The sequence below is a fragment of the Mesorhizobium sp. WSM4906 genome (assembly GCF_029674625.1).
GTDB lineage: Bacteria > Pseudomonadota > Alphaproteobacteria > Rhizobiales > Rhizobiaceae > Mesorhizobium.
Genome location: NZ_CP121355.1, coordinates 5851633 through 5871733 on the forward strand (window position 1 = coordinate 5851633; position 20101 = coordinate 5871733).

The following is a 20101-nucleotide window of genomic DNA, read 5'->3' on the forward strand; positions in this document are numbered from 1 at the left end:
CAGGCGACGCGCTTTAAGCCTTGTTTGATGCATGTCGTTGTCCCAGAACCGCTGCACACTTCTGGGCGACATGCATGATCCGCCGAGCAAGCCGGCGCAGTCGCTTGCTTTCTCAGTCTATCGCCGCAAGGACGCGCTCGGGCGAAAGCGGCAGTTCCGTGAGCTCGGTGCCCAAAGCGCTGTTGACGGCGTTGACCACCGCCGCCGCCACCGGAATCGTCGCAATCTCCCCAACGGCCTTGGCGCCGAATGGGCCGGTGGGCTCACCCTCTTCGACGAGCAGCACGCGTATCGGCGGCATCTCGGGCGCATTGGCCAGCGTGTAGCGGCTGAAACTGTCGCCGCGCATCCGGCCCGTGGCGCGATCGATTGCGACGTCCTCATAGAGCGCGTAGCCGATGCCGATCTGGATCCCCCCGTGGATCTGGCCCTCCACCAGCATCGGGTTGATCGCCCGCCCGACGTCATGAACGGCGAGATAGTCGGTCACCTTCACGCGACCGGTGAGCCTGTCGACCTCGACCTCCGCGAAATGCGCCGCATACGAGCCTGGATTGGCCTGGGCGCGATAGGTTTCGGTCGCCGCCGGCAGTCCGATCCCGCGGCTGACCAAGCGGGCAGCGAGGTCCGCGAGCGCGATGCCGGCGTCATCCCGGCAAAGTACCGTGCAGGCTTCCAGGCGCAAATCATCGGCCGGCATGTTCAATTCCAAACCGGCGGCTGCGCGGATCGACTTTGCAAGGCCGACGCCGGCGCGACGGATGGCTTCCCCGCAGATATAGGTCATGCGGCTGGCCCGCGTGCCGAGGTCGTAGGGACAGGTGTCGGTGTCGGCGGGAACGATGACGATGTCGCGCGCCCTTAACCCCAGCGTCTCGGCCGCGATCTGCGCCAGCGTGGTGTCGGCCCCGCAACCGAGATCATGGAGCGCGCAGACGAGTTCGGCCCGCCCGTCCGGCAACAGCCTCAACGAGGCCGTGGTTTCTTCATGGAACCCGGGATAACAGCCATTGATGTGAGTAGCCGAGGCGACCCCGACTCCCCGGCGCCACCGCCCCCGCTCAACGCCCTTCTGGCGGCGCCCGGCCCAGCCGAACGCCTCGGCGCCACGCGCCAAACACTCTCTTGCGCGGGCGTTGCCAAGGTCGAGTCCCTGCCAAGGTTCAATCGCGCCCGGGCCGACGAGGTTTCTCTGGCGCAAGGCCACCGGATCCATTCCCATTCGGCGGGCTGCCATATCCAGCGAGATTTCCGCTATAGTGTGAATTTGCGGCGAGCCATAGCCGCGGAAGGCGCCTGCCGGCACGGTGTTGGTATAGACGGCGCGGCCGCTATAACGCTCCGCCGGAACGTCATAGAGCCGCACCAGCCGCTGAAGCATCGAACTGGGCAGATAGTTGCCGCCGGTGCAGTAGCCGCCGATGTCGACGAGCGTCTCGGTTTCGCGCGCCAGCATGCGGCCGTCGGACCTGAATGCGATCCGCATCCGCCCCGTGACGCTGGAACGCGTACGGGTTGCGGTGAATGTCTCATTCCGGTCGTAGCGAATGATGACCGGCCGGCCGAGCTTCAGGGCGAAGAAAGCGCACAGAGGGTCGAGGATCGGCTCCGCCTTTCCTCCGAACGAGCCGCCTATCGGGGTTTTTTGCACCCTTATCTTCTCGGAAGGCAGGCCGAGCGCCTGGCCGACGACCGCCTGAACGGCAAAGACGCTCTGGCACGGCGACAGGATCAGGATGCGACCGTCCGGCTCGGGCCTGGCGATACAGGCATGGGTCTCCACCGCACAATGATGACTGCGCGGGGTCGTGACGCGGGTTTCGACGATCAGATCCGCGGCGGCGAAGCCAGCCTCCGGATCGCCGTGCACGAAAGTCTCGCCGGCTACGGGATTCAAGAACGTCGGGGTATCGTCCTCGCGCAACGGCAGTCCGGCGTGACCGAGCGCGACTTCGGGATCGAAGATGGCAGGAAGGTCCACATAGTCGACCTCGATCAGCCGCGCGGCATGGCGCGCGGTTTCTTCCGTATCCGCAACGACCGCCGCCACTCGATCGCCCAAGTGGCGAACGATTTGCGGAAACATCTGCTCGTCCGCCAGCGCCTTCTGCCCGGAAAACCATATCGAGCTGTTATAGAAATGAGCCGGCGTGTTGCCATGCCAAAACACCTCATGCACCCCTTCGACCGCCAGCGCGGCCGTGGTGTCGACGCGAGAGACTCGAGCATGGGCACGCGTGCTCAGCACGAGCGCGCCGTGCAGCAGGTTTTCGATATCGAGGTCGGCGGTGAAGCGCAAAGCGCCCGTGACTTTCGCGACGCCGTCAACCAGCGGCACGCGGCGGGATAGCTGGTTCATTCGGCTGCGTCCTCGAAAAGCTGCCCGCGCGGGCTCAGCCCCAGCGCTTGCGCGACCAGGTCGAGCCCCAGCCCAGCGATCGCGCGACGCTTGTAGGCTTGCGAATTGCGACCCGGGATCGCCGCATCGACCTCGGCGGCCAAAGCCGAAAGAAACTCGCGCAGCGCGGCATGTTCCAGTTTGCTGCCGGCGAGTGCCGCTTCGGCGAGAGGCAGGCGCAGCGGTCGAGGACCCAGCGCTCCGGCGGCGATTCGCACATCGCCAAAACGACCATCCTGAAACTCGGCCAGCAGCGCGATGTTGAGACGCGAGATGCTCAAGGCCTGCCGGGGTCCGAGTTTGACAAAAGCACTGCATGGCAGGAGGCCGTCGCCCGGCAGTATCACTTCCGCGATCAGGTATCCGCGGTCAGGTGCATAGTCGCTAATTGCGAGCTCGCGCGACGCGCCATCACGGCCGATGCATCCCAGGCGGGCGTTTGCTGCGACCAGCACGGGCACAAGATCGGCGGCCGGGGCGGCATTTGCGATGTTGCCGCCGATGGTGGCCCGGTTGCGGATCTGAACGGACCCGCATTGCGCGGCGGCCTCGGCAAGGGCAGGCAGCCGCATTGCGAGCCCACGATGGGCGGCAATCGCGGCGACAGTCGTGGCGCCTCCGATGCGGATGCCGCCGTCATCGGCGGAGATGAAGGCCATGCCTGCCATGCGTGAGAGATCAATGAGCAGGCCGCCGGTTGGCATCGTACGGCCCGCGATCAACATGTCCGTCCCTCCGCCGATGAAATTTACCGGTCCCGCCGCCGCGGATAACAACGCCCGCAACTCCATCGTGTCGATCGGCGTGGCCACTGACAGCTCGCCCATCAACGAGCCACTTCACGAGCGGCAGCATGGGCGGCAACAGCTTGAACGATGGTCTCGAAGCCCGTGCAGCGGCAGACATTGCCCGCCAGCGCGTGGCGGATTTCGACTTCGAGCGGGTTGGGGCTGGCGCGCAAGAGACCCTCGGCAGCCATCAAGATCCCCGGCGTGCAATAACCGCATTGCACCGCACCCAATTGCAGAAACGCATCTTGCAGGCCGCTGCTTTCGCCTAGCCCCTCGACTGTGGTGACTTCGTGCCCCGCGGCCTGGAACGTCAGCATCAGGCAGGAATTGACCGGCTTCCCATCCAGCAGCACGGTGCAGGCTCCGCACTCCCCTTCGCAACAGCCTTCCTTGACACCTGTCAGGCCAAGGACATCGCGAAGAAACCGGCTCAGCCGCGAGACGGCCGAAACCTCTGCCTCGACCGCCTGACCGTTGACTTCCAAAGATATTATCATGGCGAGGAATGCTCTCGCATCCGATGTCTAGATGGCTTGCTCTAGAGCGGTTCATCGTTTCGAGGAAACGCTGAACTGCTCTAACTATTTGTTTTTACGCAATTCCGGACGGAAAACCGTTCACACTTTTCCTGGAATTACTCTAAGTGGCGGCTCATACCAGCAGGTCGTGCCGTCGAGCATTGAATCGATCATCAGCCGCCGCAGCAACAATCGCAGCCGGACTGCAATCTCTTGATCTCGACGCGCCAAATGTCCGGCCCTTGCTGCAGGTATTCCCAATCGAACAGGCCAGGATATCTGGCTTCCATCTGATAGCGTAAAGGTCGCGGATCGTGATCGTTCACAATGACGAAGGATTGGCCCTCGGCTAGTGCCTGGGCAATCCCGAAGATCCGAGGGTGGCGCTCCACAGGCGGGATGGCGCGCACGTCCAGTTGGGGCTGGGATACGACTTCGGTTTCAGACATGTTCAACAAATTCCCGACTGCTGCACAAAGTGACTCCGGGCCGGCGAGCCCGGCACAAAGATCTATCGCGGTCCGGGCCGGCTTATTTGTCGAAGCGCAAACAACTCGCGGAATGTGCGGCGACCGGCAGGGGTCGCCGCCACGATATCCGGCCGTGTGGGCAAGGACCGAAGCTTATGATTGCCGGCGCTGCAAACGAAGGCCAATCTCAACGAGACGATCGGCCACCCCTCTCCCTTGAAGCCTCCTTTGGGTAGATCGGAAAGCCTGCCGGACATCAGGCACTGCGGATGGCGATTGCCATGGTCAGCAGGATCAGGCTCAGCATCGCCAACACCGCGCGGAGAACATGCGAGAGTTCCCAGCGGTTACGAAGCGCCGTCCACTCTTCCGCTGACGGGAGCGGGGTTCCGTCATTGCCCTCGGTTGCGAAGAAGCGCTTAGCCGGAGAGCTCAATTCCACCTCTTGCAGCCAGTGTTTGTTGACCGGCTGGGTCATGACCCAGAAAACAAGCTGCATGATGAGGAGCGCAGCCAACGCGCCGGCGATCAGCCGGAAATGGACAGGGCCGCCCGAGGTCAGCATCAACGCAAACGTCGCAATGATCCCGCCGATTTCGGCGATGCCGCCTCCGACCGTAAAGCCCGGATAGTAGATGCGTTGGACGACAAAATACTCCTCTCTGCCAAGCCGCAATTTGCCCGGCAACTCCAGCGCATGGGCGAGCGCCATGGCCATCGCGCTTGCCACCAGGATGACGGTCAGGACTTCCAGGAAAACATACATCGGATGGGCCTCTCACTCGGCTGAGCGCTTCCGCGGAAGCAGCTTCGACGATTTCGAGCGACGCTCCAGATCGAACGCGGCCGACCTGACCGGGTTCCGTCGAGCAGGAAAGGCCTGCTAGCGAGCAATGGTGGAAGGGCCTTGCCACGGGTTTCCCGCATCGGTCACGCATGGCGCGCTGGATGCGTCGTGAGCTCGGCCAAACGCCCCGATCGTTGCGAGGCAAGACGCCGGGCTAAACCTTTTCCGCCGACAGACGTTGTTCGTTCGAGAGGACCGAGCGAACCGCCAGCGGAGAGGATCACCCGATGTATTTCATGGCATTGGCCACCGATTACGATGGCACGCTGGCGCATAACGGCCTGGTTGCCGCAAGCACGCTCTCGGCGCTGGAAAAGCTGAAGCGGTCCGGCCGCAAGCTCATCCTGGTCACCGGCCGCGAACTGTCCGATCTGAAGGAATCGTTTCGCGAGATCGGCCTGTTCGACAAGGTCGTCGCCGAAAACGGCGCGCTGATCTACACGCCGGCGAGCGAAGAAGAGCGCACCATTTCTCCCTCCCCTTCCACCGACCTGGTCAACAGGCTGAAGAAACGCGGCGTCAAGCCGCTCTCGGTCGGCCGCTCGATCGTCGCCACCTGGGAACCGCACCAGGCCACTGTGCTCGACGTCATCAAGAAGCTCGGACTGGAGCTGGAAATCATCTTCAACAAGGGCGCGGTGATGATCCTGCCCTCGGGCATCAACAAGGCGACCGGGCTCGCGGCGGCGCTAGCCGATCTCAGGCTGTCGCCGAACAATGTGGTGGCTGTCGGCGATGCCGAAAACGACCACGCCTTCCTCAGGGCGGCGGGCTTGAGCGTGGCAGTCGCCAATGCCTTGCCGTCGGTGAAGGAGACAGCCGACCTCGTCACGAAAGGCGCGCGCGGCAAGGGCGTCGAGGACCTGATCCGCAAGCTGATCAAGCTCGACCATCTGATCGTGCGCAAACGCTCGCGCGGCATCCTTTTGGGAACCGCCCACGGCAAGAAGGTTTATCTGTCGCCCGTCGCGACGGTTCTGATCGCCGGAAGCTCCGGCATCGGAAAATCCACATTGGCCACGGCGCTGACCGAGCGGCTTGTCGAAAAAGGTCTGCAATTCTGCATCTTCGATCCGGAAGGCGACTATGACGGACTGCAGGGCGCGGTGCCTCTCGGCGACGCTTCAAGCCCGCCGAGCAAGGACCAATTGCTGGAGCTGATCGACAAGCCGGGCACCAATATCGTGGTCAACGGGCTGGCGCTGCAGGTCGACGAGCGGCCCGATTTCTTTGCCGAATTGCTGCCCGGCCTCGGCAACGTCCGCTATCGCACGGCAAGGCCGAACTGGCTGATCATCGACGAGGCGCATCACCTCTTGCCCAAGAAGCGTGAGGATACGCGCGCAGTGCTTTCGCTGGAGCTGCCCGGCACGGTGCTGATCACCGTGCATCCGGAGGCGATCTCGACGGGTGTCCTGCGGCTGGTGACGGTAGTCATCGCGCTCGGTCCGAAGGCGAAGGGCGTCATCAAGACCTTCTGCAAGGAGGCCGGGCTGGAGGTGCCCAGGAGCATCCCCACGCCCAAGGGCGATCGGGTGCTGCTGTGGCGGCCGCGGGACGACAAGAAGCCTTTCACCGTCAAGCCGATCGAACCCGACCAATCGCTGAAGCGGCACAGCCGCAAATATGCCGAAGGCGAGCTCGACGAGGCGGGCAGCTTCTATTTCACCGGGCCGAAAAAGGCGATGAATCTCAGAGCCCACAATCTGATCATCTTCGCCCAAATGGCGGAAGGCATCGACGACGAGACCTGGGAATACCACCTGCGCGCCGGCGATTATTCCAAATGGTTCCGCCAACAAATCAGGGACAAGGACCTGGCGCGCGAGACGGCCGAGGCCGAGAAGGACAAGCGTCTGTCACCCGAGGAGAGCCGCAAGCTGGTGCTTGAGGCGGTGCGCCGTCGCTACACCGCGCCGGCGACCGCGCCGGAAAAGTAGTTTGGTCGATACGGGCGGCCAGCTGCCTCAGCTCGCCTCGCGCATCGCTTCGGCCGCCTGCAGGTCGACCGAAACCAGCTGGCTGACACCCTGCTCGGCCATGGTGACGCCGAACAGCCGGTCCATGCGCGCCATGGTGATCGGGTTGTGGGTGATGATGACGAAGCGCGTCTCGGTGGTCTTCGCCATCTCTTCCATCAGATTGCAGAAGCGCTCGACATTGTGGTCGTCGAGCGGCGCGTCGACCTCGTCGAGCACGCAGATCGGCGCAGGATTGGTGAGGAACACTGCAAAGATCAGCGACATCGCCGTCAGCGCCTGCTCGCCGCCGGAAAGCAGCGTCATGGTCTGCGGCTTCTTGCCGGGCGGGCGGGCGAGGATTTCGAGCCCCGCCTCCAGCGGATCTTCCGATTCGATCAGCTGCAGTTCGGCGGTGCCGCCGCCGAACAGATGCGAGAACAGCCGCTGGAAATGGCCGTTGACGACCTCGAAGGCCGAAAGCAGCCGCTCGCGGCCCTCGCGGTTGAGGTTCTGGATCGCCTGGCGCAGCTTGCGGATGGCCTCGATGATGTCCTCGCGCTCGGAAACGATGGTTTCCAGACGCTCGGACAGCTCCCTCTGCTCTTCCTCGGCGCGCAGATTGACGGCGCCGAGCCGCTCGCGCTCGATCTTCAGCCGGTCGAGCTGGCGCTCGACCTCGGCCATGTCGGGCATCGGATCGTCGGTCTCGAGCCCGGTATGCTTGATGACGAGATGCGGCGGCGTGTTCAGCGCTTCCTGGATGCGCGCCTCGACCTCGGCGCGCCGCTCGTCGGCCGCGGTCAGCCGCTCCTCGGCGCGGACGCGGGTCTCGCGCGCCTCGGCAAGCGGCTGGATGGCGGCGGTCGCCGCCTTGTCGAGCTCGGCCTGCTTGGTCTCCGCCTCCTGCAGGCGGTCGCCGGCCGCCTGGCGCAGCGCCTCGGCTTCGGAGAGCTGCGTCAAGAGCGCGCGGCGCTTGGCGTCGATCTCGTCCGGAGCGTCGGCCAGCCTCTCGCGCTCGGCCTCGGCTTCCGCCTTGCGCTCGCCGAGAGCGGCGATCTGCGTCGAGGCGTTTTCGGCCCGCTCCAGCCAGTTCTTGCGCTCGAGACCGATGGCGTCGAGCCGGCGCATGCGCGCTTCGGCCTCGCGCCGCAATCCTTCATGCACGGCGCGCGCGTCGGCGAGCGTGGCACGGTCGCGCGCGACATTGGCGGAAGCCTGTTCGAGCTGCAGCTGCAGGTTGCCGAGGTCGGGCGCGTCCTTCAGCATCTCCTCGGCTTCGAGGAAAGCGGCTTGCGTTTCCTCATGGCTGTCGACGATGCGCGCGCGCGCCTCGTCGAGTGCGGCGCGGCGGCTTGCCAGCTCGCCGCCGGCCTTCTCGGCTTCGGCCAGCGCGTTGCGGGCGGCATCCAATCCGTGCTGTGCGTCACGGCCGGCCTGGCGCGCGTTGCGCTCGGCCTCGCTTGTCTGGCGCATCGCCTGCTCGGCGCGCGCCAGCGCCTCTTCGGCCTCGCGCACGACGCGGGTCGCCTGCACTGCCTCGGCATCGAGCTCGGCCAGGCGGTTTTTCTGCGCCAGTCGCTGCGCGGCGGCGGTCGGGGCGTCGGCGCTGGCCGTCAATCCGTCCCAACGCCAGAGCGCGCCGTCACGGCTGACCAGCCGCTGGCCGGGCGCGAGCAGCGCCTGGAGACGGCGGCCGTCGGCGGCATCGACGATGCCGATCTGCGCCAGGCGGCGGGCAAGCTGCGCCGGCGCGCGCACCACACTCGCCAGGCTCTTCACGCCCTCCGGCAATGCCGCATCGGCGGGCTGGATCGCGCTCTCGCCCCAGTGCACCGGGGCGCTGCGGTCGAGCGGCACGTCGAGGTCCTCGCCGAGCGCGGCGCCCAATGCCGTCTCGTAGCCGCGCTCGACGCTGATCTGCTCCAGCACCGAAGGGAAAAGGTCGCCGCTCGCGGCGTTGAGGATCTTGGCCAGCGTGCGCGCTTCCGTCTCGATGCGCTGCAATTCCGCCTTGGCATCCTGCAACGGCGGCCGTGCGGCGCTTTCGGCGGCGCGGGCCTCGGCGACCGCCTGCTCGGCGCCGATGGCGCCTTGCTCGCTCTCTTCGAGACGGGCGAGCGCATCCTCGACCAGCAGCCGCTTCTCGGCCGGATCGGGCAGGCCGGAAATGCGCGCGACGATATCGGAAAGCTCGCGGTCGACCTCGGCAAGCTGGCGGGCGAAGCGGTCGCGGCGCTCGGCGGTCTCGCGCAGCGTGCGCTCGATCTGATGGCGCGAGGCGGCGGCCTCGGCGCGCTCGGCGGTCAGCGCGGCAAGTTTCGCTTCGCTTTGCGACAGCGTCGCGCCGGCCTGCTCGAAGACGGCGCGCGTCGTGGCCTCGCGCTCGGCGGCACCCGCATTTTCCGAATTGAGCTCGGCTTCCTCGGTGCGCAGACGCTCCAGGATGTCGGCGTTGTCGCGCACCATCCGCTCCTCGCGGGCGATGTCGGCGTCGAGCTGCTGCAGCCGGCGTTCGAGCTCCGCCTGGCGCGAGCGGATGCGGCCGGCTTCCTCCTCGATCTGCGTCTTGGCGATCGAGAGGCGCTGGAAGGCGGCCGCCGCGGCGGCTTCGGCGTCGCGCAGGTCGGGCAGCCGGTGTGCGGCGATGCCCTGCTCCCTGGCAGCCGCCATCTGGGCGGCGGCGCGATCGCCGACCAGCGTGGTGGCTACGGCAAGGGCCGAACGCGCCTCGCCTTCCTGGGTCTTGGCCAGCGTCCAGCGCAGATGCAAGAGCGTCGCCTCGGCCTTGCGGATATCGGCCGACAGGTTCTTGAAGCGGGAAGCCTGCCGCGCCTGGCGCTTCAGGCTTTCGATCTGGCTTTCCAGCTCGCCGACGACGTCGTCCAGCCGTTCGAGGTTCTGCTCGGCTGCCTTCAGCCTGAGCTCGGCCTCGTGCCGGCGCGTGTGCAGGCCGGAAATGCCGGCAGCCTCTTCGAGAAGGGCGCGGCGGGCCTGGGGCTTGGCCTGGATCAGCTCGCCGATGCGGCCCTGCCCGACCATGGAGGGCGAGCGCGCGCCGGTCGACTGGTCGGCGAAGAGCAGCTGCACATCCTTGGCGCGGGCTTCCTTGCCGTTGATGCGGTAGAGCGAGCCCGCCTCGCGCTCGATGCGGCGCGACACCTGCAGTTCGTCGGCATCGTTGAAGGCGGCGGGCGCGGTGCGGTCGCTGTTGTCGAGGAAAAGCGTGACTTCGGCGGTGTTGCGCGCCGGCCGTGCGCCGGAGCCGGAAAAGATCACGTCGTCCATGCCGGACGCGCGCATGTTCTTGTAGGAGCTTTCGCCCATCACCCAGCGCAGCGCCTCGACAAGGTTCGACTTGCCGCAGCCGTTCGGCCCGACGATGCCGGTCAGCCCGCGTTCGATGACGAACTCGCCAGGCTCGACGAAGGACTTGAAACCGAGGAGGCGAAGGCGCGAAAATTTCATTCGCGCCGCCCCGCAGAGCCTAGAACGCCGAGGTGCGATTGCTTCGGCGCGGCCTGGACGTCAGAGCAGAGGGTCGATGATGGCCGACATTTCCTCAATCGACATCGCCCCTTTGTAGGTCTTTCCGTTGATGAAGAAGGTCGGCGTCGAGTCGACCTTGAACTCGTCCGCTCCGCGTTTCTGGACAGCTCTCACATCGTCCAGAAGTTTCTGGTCCGTCAAGCAGGCCTCAAAGGACTCCTGTGTAAAACCGGCGAGCTTGGAGATCTGCAGCAGCGCTTCCTTGGTATTGCTGACGCCGACCCAGCTCGGCTGCTGCTTGAACAGCACGTCGACCATGGCGAAGTAGTTGTCCTTGGCGCAGCGCGCCAGCATGAAGCCGGCTTCGGCGCTCGGGTCGAAGGGGAATTCGCGCAGGATGTAGCGCACCTTGCCCGTGTCGATATATTTCGACTTCAACTGAGGGAAGGTGGCATCGTTGAAATGCGCGCAATGCGGGCAGGTCATCGACGCATATTCGACGATAGTGACCTTGGCGTCGTCCTTGCCGAGCTGCTTGTCCGGCAAAGCGCCGGGCTTGAGCAGTTCCGCCATGTCGACCATGCCCTGCGCTTCCGGCACCTGCGCGGCCGCCGGCGTTGCCGGCTTGGCAGGCGTCGACGGGTCGGCGGGTTTCACATTGGCCGCCTTCGCCTCCTCGCCCGAGTCGCTGCATGCGGCAAGCAGCGCCACAGCCGGAATGGCAGCCAGCGTGGTCAGAAGGTTCCTGCGGGACAAGCTTTTGCCAAAAGGGGCACGGTTCATGCGAATCACCTGATATCGGTTGGATTTTGCAATGCAAGGGCTAGAAAAGGCGAGAGTTGGCGCGAATTAAGGCATCGCCGTCCCCAATCCAATCGCCAATTTTTCGGGCGCGATCACGAATACGCGACATTGACGACAATTTTGCAGCACGCCGCATGTCTCTTCCCGAGACCGTTGCGCATGTTCGGGAGACATGCTCAAGGCCTTTTTTGTCCTATGATGGTTGCTCCAAGCCGCTCGAGCGAAGCGCGCAGGCCATTGTCCTCGATCTTGCCGACCGTGCGCGCCAGCTTCGATTTCTCGGCCTCGCTGAGCGGCCTCGGCGCCGGTTTCGGACGGGCTTTTGCCGAAAGGACCGGCTTCTGCAGGATCTTGATGCGGCCGATGGCGTTGAAGCCCAGAAAAGCGTTGACACGGTTGATGACCTCGCCGGCCTCATGCTGCAGATGCAGCGCCGCCATGCCTTCGCAGGCGACGATCAGCACCGCCGGCTCGAACGGATCGTCTTCGTGCAAGCGGCGCGGCCACTGGATTTTTTCCGGGCGCGAGTGGCTGGCCAGGCGCGGCCCGGCGATCTCCTCCCAGGATTGCACCAGTCCGATCGATATGCCGGCGCGCTTCCTCAGCACCGGATCGAGGATCTCGGTTGCGAGATCGCTCACCGGAACGGGATTGCCGAAGGGCTTTTTCCCTGCCATGTGCGTTCTCCGATCCCCAGCTCACCCGATCAATGGCACCGCAAGACCAGACCCGCAAGGCCGTGAAGGTCGCATCCGGAGATAGCAGCATCGCCGCCCGCCTGCTTGCCTGGTATGACGCGCATCACCGCGACCTGCCCTGGCGCGTGACGCCGGACGCGTTCGCGCGCGGGGCAAGGCCCGACCCGTATCGCATCTGGCTCTCCGAGGTCATGCTGCAGCAGACCACGGTCGAGGCGGTGAAGGCCTATTTCCGGACTTTCACGGAGAAATGGCCGACCGTCGAGGCGCTGGCCGCCGCGCCCGCCGAAGACGTCATGAAGGCCTGGGCCGGGCTCGGCTACTATTCCAGGGCGCGCAATCTCAAAGCCTGCGCCGATCTCGTGACGCGGCAGGGCGGCCGCTTTCCCGACACCGAGGCCGGCCTGAAGGCATTGCCGGGTATCGGCGCCTACACGGCGGCGGCCATCGCGGCTATCGCCTTCGACCGTCCGGCGGCCGTCGTCGACGGCAATGTCGAGCGCGTCATTTCGCGGCTCTATTCGATCGAGACGCCGCTCAGCGAGGCCAAGCCCGAGATCCGCACGCTGGTCGAGAAACTGGTGCCGCAGGCGAGGCCCGGCGACTTTGCGCAGGCCATGATGGACCTTGGCGCGACGATCTGCACGCCGCGGCGGCCGCGCTGCATGCTGTGCCCGGTACGCGAGGATTGCAGCGCCATTCTCGCGGGCGATCCTGAACGCTTCCCCGTCCGGCTGCCAAAGGACGACAAGCCGCTCCGGCGAGGCGCCGCCTTCGTCGCCGAGCGCGACGACGGCGCCATCCTGCTGCGCAAGCGGCCGGACAAGGGCCTGCTCGGCGGCATGACCGAGGTGCCGACGACGGCCTGGACGGCGCGGGTCGATGGGGCGACCACGGAAGATGCCGCACCTTTCCCGGCCGACTGGCGGCGCGCCGGGCGGATCGGCCATGTCTTCACGCATTTCGCGCTCGAACTCGAAGTCTTTCATGCCCACATCGAAGGTGACGCACCTAACGGGCATTTCTGGTCGCTGGCCCATGAAATTTCCGGGGAGGCGCTGCCAACCGTCATGAAAAAGGTAATCGAGGCGGCGATACCGGGCGCGACCAAAAAGCAACGCCCGCAGCGCCCGCATTGAAAGGACCGCAATGACCGAAATCCGCCACATCGTGTTCGACATCGGCAGAGTGCTGATCCACTACGATCCGAACCTTGCGTTCAGCCGCCTCATCCCCGATGCGGACGAACGGAAATGGTTCTTCGACCATGTCTGCACCAGCGAGTGGAACATCGAGCAGGACCGCGGGCGGACATGGGAAGAGGCCGAGGCGCTCTTGATGGCCGAGCATCCCGATCACGCCGAGAACATCCGCAATTTCCGCCGCCACTGGCACGACATGGTGCCGCATGCCTATGACGACAGTGTCGCCATCATGGTCGGCCTGATCGAAAGCGGCCGCGACGTGACGATGCTGACCAATTTCGCCGCCGACACTTTCACCGAAGCCCGCCAGCGTTTCGGTTTCCTCGACCGCCCGCGTGGCGTCACCGTCTCGGGCGAGATCGGCCTGATCAAGCCGGACCAGGCCATCTACGACCATCACGTCGCATCGTTTGGCCTGGAGCCGGCCGCCACGCTGTTCATCGACGACAGCCAGAAGAATGTCGACGGCGCCAAGGCCGCCGGCTGGCAGGCAGTGCTGTTCACCGACGCCAACGCGCTTAAAGCGGACCTCGAGCGGCTCGGGATTGCGGCTTGAACCGAATCGCTTGCGGCGGTCCGTTAAGGTTTCGATACAGGTAGATCAGCCCCCTGCCCGCTCCATGCCGAGGCGTGCGATGCGGCGCAGCTCATCGATCGGGGTGAGGCCGCCGCTGCGCTCATAGTGCCAGAAGGTCCAGCCGTTGCAGGCATCGAGCCCCTGCACCTCGGCGCCGATCTTGTGGATGGAGCCGGCGCTGTCGCCGATCGCCAGCGTGCCGTCGGCGCGCACCTTGGCAGCCCACCGCTTCTTGGCGTCGTAGAGCGTGGCGCCCGGCGCCACCAGGCCGGTGTCGAGCAGGCTGATGAAGGCGACGCGCGGCTCGGCGCGCTTGCCGGAAAGCACGGTGAGGTCGGCGCCATCCAGCGGGTTAACGGCCGCGATGCGCTCGTTGGCGGCGTCGATATAGGCCTGCTCGCGCTCGATGCCGACGAAGTGGCGGCCGAGGCGTTTGGCGACGGCGCCGGTGGTGCCCGAGCCGAAGAAGGGATCGAGCACGACGTCGCCCGGCTTGGTCGAGGCCATCATGATGCGGGCAAGCAGCGCTTCGGGCTTCTGCGTCGGATGCAATTTGTTGCCGTTGTCGTCCTTCAGGCGCTCGGCGCCGGTGCAGATCGGGAACAGCCAGTCGGAGCGCATCTGCAAATCGTCGTTCGAGGCCTTCAGCGCTTCGTAGTTGAAGGTGTAGCCCTTGGCCTTCTGGTCGCGCGAGGCCCAGATCATCGTCTCGTGCGCGTTCTGGAAGCGGCGGCCGCGGAAGTTCGGCATCGGGTTGGTCTTGCGCCAGACGACGTCGTTCAGGATCCAGAAACCGAGATCCTGCATGCGGGCGCCGACGCGGAAGATATTGTGGTAGGAGCCGATGACCCAGATGGTGCCGTTGGGCTTCAGCACCCGGCGCGCCGCCAGCAGCCAGGCGCGGGTGAAGGCGTCGTAGGCCTCAAAGCTCTCGAACTGGTCCCAGTCGTCGTCGACGGCGTCGACCTTGGACTGGTCGGGCCGGTGCAGGTCGCCGTCGAGCTGCAGATTGTAGGGCGGGTCGGCGAAGATGACGTCGATCGACTTTTCCGGCAGCCGGTCGAGGGCGGCGACGCAGTCGCCCTTCAGGATCGTGTCCAGCCATTCGGACTTAAGGGGAGTGTGGGAAAGCTCGTCGAGAAGACGCACGGCAGACATCAAAACACCCAAGGCACGCGTTACGGTTTACTGCCTGTTATGGTTACCGATCAGCGTAAACATTCGGTGAAGGCCGGGCGAGCCCGCCCCGGCGGTTTGCGAAGACCGGCCCATTGGTGTATGCCGCGCCGCCTGAGGCCAGCCAGGCCATTCCTTTCACGCTTCGGATTGCCATGCCACAGCCAGACCTTGTCATCTTCGATTGCGACGGCGTGCTCGTCGATTCCGAAATCGTCGCCGCGCGCGTCGAGGCCGAGCTTCTGACGTCGGCCGGGTTCGAGATCTCGGCGGAGGAGATTTTCGAGACCTATGCCGGGCTGACCTTCAAGGACATCATGCTGCGGCTCGAAGAGAAGTCCCACATCCCGTTCCAGGCCTCGCTGATCGACCGCGCCGAGGAGCTCGTCGACCGCAAGCTGCGCAGCGACGTGCGCGTCATCGACGGCGCCCGCGAGGCGGTGGCTGCCGTCACCGCGCCGCGCGCCGTCTGCTCCAATTCGCGCAAGGAACGGATCGAGTTCATGCTCGACAAGGTGCGCCTGCTGCCTTTCTTCGCCGGCCGCATCTTTTCGGGCCTCGACATCCCGAGCAAGAAGACCAAGCCGGCGCCGGACGTGTTCCTGTTCGCAGCCGAACAGCTCGGCGCGAACCCGAAGAACACCTTCGTCATCGAGGATTCCGTGCACGGCATCACCGGCGCCCGGGCGGCAGGCATGCGCGTCATCGGCTTTACCGGCGCCGGACACAGCTATCCCGGCCACGCCGACGCGCTGACCGAGGCCGGCGCCGAAACGGTCATCCGCCGCTTCGCGGAACTCGGCAGCACGATCGCGGCGCTGTCGGAGTGGTCGGAAGACGCCTAGGGTTCGCTGGAAACTCTAGCCAACACCCCTGGCTAGTTCGTCGCAGCCGCGGCGACGCGCTTCTTCCGCTTGCCTTTCGACTTGTCCGCCGCGGCAGGCGCGTTTTCGTCGTAGCCGGCATAGGCCTGATAGTCGGTCGCACTGGGCTCCGGCACCACGACATTGGCGTCGGTGAAGACGAACTGCGTGGCGGCCGAAGGATCGGTGACCTGCACCTGATACTGATGAAGCTGCGAATAGAGCACGTCTGGCCCGTGCTGGACCGCGACGCGGATCGGCATGGTGACGGTACCGGGCGCAAACAGCGGCCCCGGCACGACCTTGCCGGCGACGGCGATCTTCATCGTCAGCTGGCCGTTTTCGTGCGTGCAGTCGCGCGTCACGTCGGTGATCGAGGCCTGGTAGATGATCTTGGCGGGATCGCGATTGGGGTCGACCGGCTGACCGTCGGGGCCGGTCTGCGCCGCCGCGGCGGCCGCAGCCTCGGCATCGGCCGCGGCGTCAGCCTTCTTTTTCTTCGGCTTGGCGGCCGTACCCTTGGCGTAGGTGTTGAAGAAGGCGGTGCCGTCGCGCAGCGTCACCTTCGGGCAGTAGGCGCGCAGCTGGCTGGCAAGCACTTTCGGGTCCTGCGGCGGTGGCGGCGCCGTCGGGTCCTTCTTGCCGAGACCGAAGTTCAGAATGCCATTGTCGCTCGATTGGCAGCCTGCGGCGGCAAGCATAAAGCCGGTTAGCGCCAGACCCGCGACAAGACGACGGTTGACCGAATAAAACGCCATGAACTGCACTTCCCTCTCACAAAGCCGGTGACGTATATCAACGCCGCGGCGAAAATGCGACTGAGCCGGCTCGGAAAATTAACCAATTTGCCGTGGATGATGCGGCCGGCAACGATGGGCCTTTGACGATGCAATATGTGAGTACCCGCGGGGATGCGCCCGTGCTTGGATTTTCCGACGCGGTGCTGGCCGGGCTGGCACGCGACGGCGGGCTTTACGTACCGCGCGAATGGCCGCAGTTCTCGGCCGCCGACATCCGCGCCATGCGCGGTCTTGCCTATCCCGATCTTGCCATCCGCGTCTTGACGCCCTTCCTCGGCGGCGAGATCTCCGCGCCCGTCTTCGAGCGGCTGGTGCGCGAAGCCTATGCGACTTTCCGCCACGAGGCGGTCTGCCCGTTGGTGCAGACCGGCACCAACAGCTTCGTCCTCGAACTCTTCCACGGCCCGACGCTCGCCTTCAAGGACGTGGCGATGCAGCTGCTCGCGCGGCTGATGGACCATGTGCTTGCCGAGCGGGGCAAGCGCGCCACCATCGTCGGCGCGACCTCGGGCGATACCGGCGGGGCTGCGATAGACGCTTTTGCCGGCCGCGACCGCACCGACATCTTCGTCCTTTTCCCGCACGGCAAGGTCTCGCCGGTGCAGCAGCGGCAGATGACGACCTCCAGGGCCGCCAATGTCCATGCGCTGTCGATCGAAGGCAATTTCGACGATTGCCAGGGCCTGGTGAAGGACATGTTCAACGACCACGGCTTCCGCGACCGTGTGTCGCTGTCGGGCGTCAATTCGATCAACTGGGCCCGCATCATGGCCCAGATCGTCTATTATTTCTCGTCGGCGCTGTCGCTCGGCGCGCCCGACCGGCCGGTGTCCTTCACCGTGCCGACCGGCAATTTCGGCGATATTTTCGCTGGTTACGCCGCCAAGCGCATGGGGCTGCCGGTCGAACGGCTGATCATTGCCACCAACGACAACGACATTCTGGCGCGCACGCTTTCGAGCGGCGAATACCGCACCATGGGCGTGTTCGCCACCACTTCGCCGTCGATGGACATCCAGGTGTCGTCGAACTTCGAGCGCCTGCTGTTCGAGGCATCAGACCGCGATGCCGCGACGGTCAGGCGCTACATGAACGGGCTGAAGCAATCCGGCGCCTTCACCATCGAAGCGGACGAACTGGCGCGCATCCGCGCCGAATTCGACGCTGGCCGCGCCAGCGTCAAGGAGGTCGCCGCGACCATCCGCAAGACGCTTGAGCGGAGCAGCTATCTCATCGATCCGCACACGGCCGCCGCCGCGCATGTGGCGGCCGCCCACGCCTCGGGCGCAGTGCCGATGGTGGTGCTCGGCACCGCGCATCCGGCGAAGTTCCCGGCGGCGGTCCAGGCCGCCAGCGGCGTTACCCCGGCGCTCCCCTCGTGGCTGGGTGACTTGATGACAGCCGACGAAAAGTACACCATACTTCCATCCGAGCTGAAAATGGTGGAAGATTACGTGAGCCGCCACACGCGGGCGGCCCGTTAGGGAGTAGTTGCCATATGGGTGTTGAGGTAAGCCGTCTGTCGAACGGCCTGACGGTCGCCACCGAAACCCTTCCAAGCCTCGAATCCGTTGCCCTTGGCGCCTGGGTGAAGTCGGGCGCCCGCAATGAACGCGACGAAGAGCATGGCATGGCCCATCTGCTCGAGCACATGGCGTTCAAGGGAACCAAGCGGCGCAGCGCCTTCCAGATCGCCTCGGAAATCGAGAATGTCGGCGGCGAGATCAATGCCGCCACCAGCGTCGAGACGACGTCCTACTATGCCAGGGTGCTCTCCGACGACGTGCCGCTGGCGGTCGACATCCTGGCCGACATCCTGCAGGAGTCTGAATTCGACCCCGAGGAGCTGGAGCGCGAGCAGCATGTGATCCTGCAGGAGATCGGCGCCGCGCACGACACGCCCGACGACATCGTCTTCGACCGTTTCACCGAAACCGCCTTCCGCCACCAGACCATCGGCCGCTCGATCCTCGGCACGCCGGAGACGGTCAAATCCTTCACCTCCAGGCAGTTGCACGACTTCATCGAACGGCAGTATGGAGCCGAGCGCATGGTGATCGTGGCCGCCGGCGACATCAAGCACGACAATTTCGTGCGCGAGGTGGAAAAACAGCTCGGCGGCTTCCGCGCCAAGGCTACCAGCAACATCCCGCAATATGCGCAATATGTCGGCGGCGACTTCCGCGAGGACCGCGACCTGATGGACGCGCAGATCGTGCTCGGCTTCGAGGGCCGCGCCTACCACGTGCGCGACTTCTACGCCTCGCAGGTGCTGTCGATGATCCTGGGCGGCGGCATGTCGTCGAGGCTGTTCCAGGAAGTGCGCGAGAAGCGCGGCCTGTGCTATTCGGTCTATGCCTTCCATTGGGGCTTCTCAGACACCGGTATTTTCGGCGTGCATGCCGCGACCGGGCAGAGCGACATCGCCAAGCTGGTGCCGGTCATCATCGACGAGTTGCAGAAAGCCGGCGAGAGCATCCAGCAGGATGAGCTCGACCGCGCACGCGCGCAATATCGCGCCGGCCTCATCATGTCGGCGGAAAGCCCGGCAAGCCGCGCCTCGCAGATCGCCAGGCAGTTGCTTCTGTTCGGCCGGCCGATCGCCAAGGAGGAGCTGATGGAACGGCTGGCGGCGCTGACCGTCGAGCGGCTGACCGACCTCTCCTCGCGGCTGTTCTCGACCAAGCCGACGCTGACGGCGGTCGGCCCCGTGGGCACGCTGGCGCCCTACGAGGCGATCCTCGAATCGCTTGCTGGCCCGCAGACGACGGCCCGCAGGCTCGCCGTCTAACCCTAAGCAGGTTTCGCAAAAGTGTTCCACGGTTTTGCGCTCAAAACCTGCGAGAAACCAGGGAATCTAAGCAGATATTCGTGGGGCATCCCACGAATATCTGCTTAGTTCCAGAGCCGTGTTCGCGCTCCCTTTCTTTCGCCGCGACCTGCCGGCACTGAAGGGCGAAAAGGTCACGCTGCGCGTGCCGCTGACCAACGACTACCGCGAGTGGTCGGCGCTGCGCGGCGAAAGCCGCGCCTTCCTGGAGCCATGGGAGCCGCGCTGGCAGCCGGACGAGCTCGACCGCACCGCCTGGCGGATGCGCATCAGCCGCTACCGCGAGGACTATGCGCAAGGCACGGCCATCGCTTTCTTCATCTTCGAGAAGTCGAGCGGCAAGCTCGCCGGCGGCATCACGCTCGGCAATATCCGCCACGGCGTCGCCCAAAGCGGCCATATCGGCTACTGGATCGGCGAGCGCTTCGGCGGCCGTGGCCTGATGACCGACGCGGTCAAGCTGGTGTCGCGTTTTGCCTTCGATACGCTGAGGTTGCACCGGATCGAGGCTGCCTGTATTCCCGACAACGCCCGGTCGATCCGCGTGCTTGAAAAAGCCGGATTCCGGCGCGAAGGACTTCTGCGATCCTATCTCAGGATCAACGGCATCTGGCAGGACCACTACCTCTACGCCCGGATAGCGGACGATCCGCCGGGCGATGGAACGAAGGGCTGAT

General features: G+C 65.2%; 17 protein-coding genes. 7 read left to right on the forward strand and 10 right to left on the reverse strand.

Annotation, left to right across the window (positions count from 1 at the left end; all coding sequences use genetic code 11):
* Positions 1-112: 112 nt before the first annotated feature.
* The 5 genes from QAZ22_RS28425 to QAZ22_RS28445 form a co-directional block, all read right to left on the reverse strand.
* Positions 113-2359 carry a molybdopterin cofactor-binding domain-containing protein gene (locus QAZ22_RS28425; RefSeq protein ID WP_278204210.1) on the reverse strand — a complete coding sequence of 749 codons (2247 nt, stop codon included), beginning with the start codon at positions 2357-2359 and terminating at the stop codon, positions 113-115.
* Entirely contained in the window at positions 2356-3225 is an 870-nt protein-coding gene (locus QAZ22_RS28430; protein ID WP_278204211.1) for an FAD binding domain-containing protein, read from the reverse strand. Before QAZ22_RS28430 ends, QAZ22_RS28425 begins: the two co-directional genes overlap by 4 nt.
* A complete protein-coding gene (locus tag QAZ22_RS28435) occupies positions 3225-3674 on the reverse strand; it encodes a (2Fe-2S)-binding protein (protein WP_278204213.1) in 450 nt (149 codons plus the stop codon). The genes QAZ22_RS28430 and QAZ22_RS28435 overlap by 1 nt, the downstream gene beginning before the upstream one ends.
* 206 nt (positions 3675-3880) lie before the next feature.
* Positions 3881-4156 carry a DUF2249 domain-containing protein gene (locus QAZ22_RS28440; protein WP_278073270.1) on the reverse strand — a complete coding sequence of 92 codons (276 nt, stop codon included), beginning with the start codon at positions 4154-4156 and terminating at the stop codon, positions 3881-3883.
* A 277-nt stretch (positions 4157-4433) separates the two neighbouring features.
* Positions 4434-4943 carry an anthrone oxygenase family protein gene (locus QAZ22_RS28445; protein ID WP_278204216.1) on the reverse strand — a complete coding sequence of 170 codons (510 nt, stop codon included), beginning with the start codon at positions 4941-4943 and terminating at the stop codon, positions 4434-4436.
* Positions 4944-5251: 308 nt separating this feature from the next.
* Between QAZ22_RS28445 and QAZ22_RS28450 the strand changes: the two genes are divergently transcribed.
* On the forward strand, positions 5252-6964 hold the full coding sequence (locus QAZ22_RS28450) for an HAD family hydrolase (protein WP_278204218.1): 1713 nt from the start codon (positions 5252-5254) through the stop codon (positions 6962-6964).
* Between the two features lie 27 nt (positions 6965-6991).
* Here QAZ22_RS28450 and smc read toward each other — a convergent pair whose 3' ends face one another.
* The 3 genes from smc to QAZ22_RS28465 form a co-directional block, all read right to left on the reverse strand.
* Entirely contained in the window at positions 6992-10450 is a 3459-nt protein-coding gene (gene smc, locus QAZ22_RS28455; RefSeq protein ID WP_278204219.1) for a chromosome segregation protein SMC, read from the reverse strand.
* A gap of 60 nt (positions 10451-10510) precedes the next feature.
* A complete protein-coding gene (locus QAZ22_RS28460; protein WP_278204220.1) occupies positions 10511-11254 on the reverse strand; it encodes a DsbA family protein in 744 nt (247 codons plus the stop codon).
* Between the two features lie 197 nt (positions 11255-11451).
* The gene (locus tag QAZ22_RS28465; RefSeq protein WP_278204222.1) at positions 11452-11952 is read right to left on the reverse strand and encodes a DUF721 domain-containing protein; all 501 of its coding nucleotides are present in this window, start codon (positions 11950-11952) and stop codon (positions 11452-11454) included.
* Positions 11953-11984: 32 nt separating this feature from the next.
* On the opposite strand from QAZ22_RS28465, the gene mutY reads away from it, so the two are divergent.
* Both mutY and QAZ22_RS28475 read left to right on the forward strand, forming a co-directional pair.
* Entirely contained in the window at positions 11985-13112 is a 1128-nt protein-coding gene (mutY, locus tag QAZ22_RS28470) for an A/G-specific adenine glycosylase (RefSeq protein ID WP_278204224.1), read from the forward strand.
* Positions 13113-13122: 10 nt separating this feature from the next.
* Entirely contained in the window at positions 13123-13734 is a 612-nt protein-coding gene (locus tag QAZ22_RS28475) for an HAD family phosphatase (RefSeq protein ID WP_278204226.1), read from the forward strand.
* Between the two features lie 45 nt (positions 13735-13779).
* On the opposite strand, the gene QAZ22_RS28480 is transcribed toward QAZ22_RS28475, so the two are convergent.
* Positions 13780-14913, reverse strand: a complete 1134-nt coding sequence (locus QAZ22_RS28480) for a site-specific DNA-methyltransferase (protein WP_278204228.1) — start codon at positions 14911-14913, stop codon at positions 13780-13782.
* 173 nt (positions 14914-15086) lie between these two features.
* Here QAZ22_RS28480 and QAZ22_RS28485 point away from each other — a divergent pair, with 173 nt between their 5' ends.
* Complete coding sequence (locus QAZ22_RS28485; protein WP_278204230.1) at positions 15087-15776, forward strand: HAD family phosphatase; 690 nt, start codon at positions 15087-15089, stop codon at positions 15774-15776.
* A 32-nt stretch (positions 15777-15808) separates the two neighbouring features.
* Here QAZ22_RS28485 and QAZ22_RS28490 read toward each other — a convergent pair whose 3' ends face one another.
* Entirely contained in the window at positions 15809-16552 is a 744-nt protein-coding gene (locus QAZ22_RS28490) for a hypothetical protein (protein ID WP_278204232.1), read from the reverse strand.
* Between the two features lie 128 nt (positions 16553-16680).
* Between QAZ22_RS28490 and thrC the strand changes: the two genes are divergently transcribed.
* The 3 genes from thrC (at position 16681) to QAZ22_RS28505 (ending at position 20100) form a co-directional block, all read left to right on the forward strand.
* The gene (gene thrC, locus QAZ22_RS28495) at positions 16681-18078 is read left to right on the forward strand and encodes a threonine synthase (RefSeq protein WP_278204234.1); all 1398 of its coding nucleotides are present in this window, start codon (positions 16681-16683) and stop codon (positions 18076-18078) included.
* Positions 18079-18092: 14 nt separating this feature from the next.
* Positions 18093-19385: a pitrilysin family protein gene (locus QAZ22_RS28500; protein WP_278204235.1), complete on the forward strand. Its 1293-nt coding sequence runs from the start codon at positions 18093-18095 to the stop codon at positions 19383-19385.
* A gap of 118 nt (positions 19386-19503) precedes the next feature.
* On the forward strand, positions 19504-20100 hold the full coding sequence (locus QAZ22_RS28505) for a GNAT family protein (RefSeq protein WP_278204237.1): 597 nt from the start codon (positions 19504-19506) through the stop codon (positions 20098-20100).
* Position 20101: the final 1 nt, after the last annotated feature.